The organism is Enterococcus gallinarum NBRC 100675 (genome assembly GCF_001544275.1).
Taxonomy (GTDB): Bacteria; Bacillota; Bacilli; order Lactobacillales; family Enterococcaceae; genus Enterococcus_D; species Enterococcus_D gallinarum.
This window is the reverse complement of record NZ_BCQE01000065.1, coordinates 1-3,197: the sequence shown is the minus strand read 5'-3', so window position 1 is coordinate 3,197 and position 3,197 is coordinate 1. Positions and strand designations below refer to the sequence as shown.

Below are 3,197 nucleotides of genomic sequence, written 5' to 3'. Positions count from 1 at the left end.
AGTAGGCTGGACGAATCTAACGGAAAGCTATTGGCAGCAGCATCTTATCGGTGCTGGACGGTACAAATAAGAGAAAAGAGGAAAAATAATGAAGATAAAAATTGAACGGAATCAAAAGGAAAAGAGCCCAAAAAAGAAAAAAGAACGAGTTGTATCCGTGGGTAAGCATCGAAAAATGGTGTATATCCTTTGGCTTTTATTGATGAGTAGCTTATCTTTTGGCGTTTACAAAAATTTCACTGCCATTAATCAGCATACAACTCATGAAAAAATGGTTGTAAAAGAGAAGATAGTAAATACTTCTGGCGTAGAAAGTTTTACAAAGGATTTTGCGAAAGAATACTTTTCTTGGAAGAATAATAAGGAAGTAATTGAAAAGAGAATGAGTAATCTCGGACAGTATCTTACAGAAGAAGGATTCAATTTGAGCCAAGATATGGTTCGAGCTGATATTCCTACTAGTTCCGAAGTCCAATCAGTAAAAATTTTAGCTGTTAAAAAGCACACAGAAAATTTTGTCGTCTCATTCTTAGTGGATCAAAAGATTACAGAGGGGAAAAAGACACAACCAATTTCTTCCGCATATCGAGTGACAATTTTTGAAGATGAGAATGGGAATCATATAGTAACGAGTTTGCCTACTATGGTTGGCAAACCAGATAAGGCACAGTATGAAGGTAAACAATTAGAAAATAATTCAGAAATTGATGCCAAAACAACGGAAGAAATTACTGAGTTTTTAGAGACATTTTTCAACCTATATCCAGCAGCATCAGAAAAGGAACTTGAGTACTATGTTGAAAACAAAGCAATTCAACCAATTAATAGTAATTTAAAATTTATTGAATTGGTTAACCCAATTTTTCAAAAGAAAGGAAATAAAATTCAAGGAGAATTTTGTATCAAGTATCTTAATAATACAACTAAAGTAAGTAGTACTTTTCAATACACCCTTTTCTTTAAAAAGTTTAAAAATTGGAAAATTGTAGATCTTAGATGAATCAAAGAAATTTAATCACCATCTTTTATTTCCAAATTTCAATCTTAGCTGTTCTGTTTTTCATAGCAAACTCTGTAACTCTAATTGCATCACCTAGATTCAATTTTTCTACAGAACGCTCTCCACTTTTTAATTTTTTTACTGTACTTAAGCTGAGCCCGGTTCCAGATGCTATTGCGTTTGCGGTACATTTTTCTAGAATTTCTTTGATTAATTTAATATCAGCTACTCCTTGTTTCAATTTACTTCCCAACTTTCTCAAATTAATTAATCTCTGATTTCCAAGGCATACTAGGGTGGTCTCATAAGTCATTTTATAGGTTACTAGAGTGGTTTATTTTAAAAATCAGAAAAAAGGAGATTATTTTTAGAATCACTCTAGTATATCTCTTTTTTATTCGAGCCCCGTTAAAAGTAATGCTAATAATTTACATAGATTGAAATAATGAATTATCATTATCAAACCAATTTAAGTCTCTAAACATTTAGCTAAAAAATTTTAATAGTTTTCATTACCGTTCATCCATTCTTTCAAATAACATATAAGATTATCTTCAAAAGTTTTTTCAGCATTTTTTTGATCATTGTATAAAGAAAGATATAAATTTAATTTCTCTTTATAAAACTCATTAAAGAAAGAATAGATGTACATATTCAAAATATTATCTAAAAAAAGTATTTGAAATCGATCCTTATTTTTATATTGTGTATAAAATTTTGTGTAATAAGAAAATTTATTTTTTTCAAAACTTTCAATAAGATCTTTTCTTTCTATAGGAATACTATTTGTAGTAATTAACATATAGAAATTTAGCACATATTTTTCTTTGACAGAAAAGTCTTTTGCCCTTGTTATAACCGATTCAATATAAGCAGTTAAAGATGCAGCTTTCATCGCATTTTCTCTAAGCCTTTCATCAATCATTCTGAGACAGCATTCAATTGCTGCTTCAAATAATCCCTGTTTTGTATTAAAGAAGCTATAGATAGTTGTAGTACTGGTTTCCGCCTCACTGGCAATAGTCGCTAATTTTGTTTTTTCATAACCGTATTTAGAAAAATTTTTTAGAGCTATTTTTAATATCTTTTCTCTTTTCTCATTACCGTTTTGCATAGGTAGCCCTATCCTCCCCTTACTAGTTCAATTAATGAATCTATAATATTTTCTTTTTAATAATAAATTACTTTGAGTCAAATCGTCTAAAAATACTTTAGTTTTAATTTTTTGGTACTGAATATCATGAAACACTTCCCCAGATAACATTAATGTATCAATAATAAATGTATACGTAACTGGATCAAGTTTGTCATTTATTTTTCTTTCTTGTTGTAATTCATAAATTGTTTGCCAGAAAATGGTAAAAAAACTTTTATTTTTATAAAATTGATTCACCCATTCTTTAATCATTCGTTTATCACTAGGAATTTTATTGTAGAATTTGATAATTTCAGGATATTTTTCTTCAACTCTGCAAATAGAGTCAAACATTTTTTCTAGTCGTATTTCCAACTCTAATGGAGCCTTTTTAATTTCCTCAATGTAAGAAGATAAAATAACAAATACATGTTCTATAGAAATTTTTAATATTCCTTCCTTATCTCCAAAATACTGATATAAAGATCCAATACTAACTTGTGTATTTTGAGCTATTTTTCTCATAGATACACTGTCATATCCTGCTTCTCCAAACTCTTTAACAATTTGAGTAAGAATAAACTGCTTCTTTTCTAAACCTAATCGATTAAAAATTTCACTCCCATTAGTATACATTATTATCACCTCATACTGATTTTAATTCACTCAAGTATATCATAAAAAGCAAAAATAATGAACGATCGTTTTTTTATAAATATGGAAAAAGATAAGCAAGCAAAATTAGATTCTGCTTGCCTATCTTTAATTAAATCTTATTTTTCTTCCTTTTTTCTAAAAAATCCAAATAACAGACTACTAATACTTATTAGAGATAGTCCAAGAATAGAAAGTAAAGAATTATTATTTGCTCCAGTTTTAGGGAGGGCTTTATTATTATGTGTTGAAATTTTACTCTCTTCTTTCAACACATTTTCTAACAAACCGATATCAATGGCTTTTTTTTCTTCTAATTTACTTCCTTCTACCAAGTTTGTAACATTATCTGTTAGATTTACTTCTTTCTCTTTATGAACTACTTCAGGTATGATTAACTCTTCACTA

5 protein-coding genes are annotated in these 3,197 nt (G+C 28.7%); 1 reads left to right on the top strand and 4 read right to left on the bottom strand.

Going from position 1 to position 3,197, the window contains the following annotated elements:
* Positions 1–88: 88 nt before the first annotated feature.
* On the top strand, positions 89–1,000 hold the full coding sequence (locus tag EG2_RS18015; protein WP_010709995.1) for a conjugal transfer protein: 912 nt from the start codon (positions 89–91) through the stop codon (positions 998–1,000).
* A 25-nt stretch (positions 1,001–1,025) separates the two neighbouring features.
* Here the strand turns inward: EG2_RS18015 and EG2_RS18010 are convergent, their stop codons facing one another.
* From EG2_RS18010 to EG2_RS17995, 4 genes are all read right to left on the bottom strand, one after another.
* Positions 1,026–1,241 carry a hypothetical protein gene (locus tag EG2_RS18010; RefSeq protein ID WP_010709996.1) on the bottom strand — a complete coding sequence of 72 codons (216 nt, stop codon included), beginning with the start codon at positions 1,239–1,241 and terminating at the stop codon, positions 1,026–1,028.
* 258 nt (positions 1,242–1,499) lie between these two features.
* The gene (locus tag EG2_RS18005; protein WP_023895013.1) at positions 1,500–2,114 is read right to left on the bottom strand and encodes a TetR/AcrR family transcriptional regulator; all 615 of its coding nucleotides are present in this window, start codon (positions 2,112–2,114) and stop codon (positions 1,500–1,502) included.
* Positions 2,115–2,141: 27 nt separating this feature from the next.
* Positions 2,142–2,771 carry a TetR/AcrR family transcriptional regulator gene (locus tag EG2_RS18000; RefSeq protein ID WP_060815701.1) on the bottom strand — a complete coding sequence of 210 codons (630 nt, stop codon included), beginning with the start codon at positions 2,769–2,771 and terminating at the stop codon, positions 2,142–2,144.
* A 137-nt stretch (positions 2,772–2,908) separates the two neighbouring features.
* On the bottom strand, positions 2,909–3,197 hold a 289-nt coding region (locus EG2_RS17995; RefSeq protein WP_156424262.1), incomplete at its 5' end, for an LPXTG cell wall anchor domain-containing protein.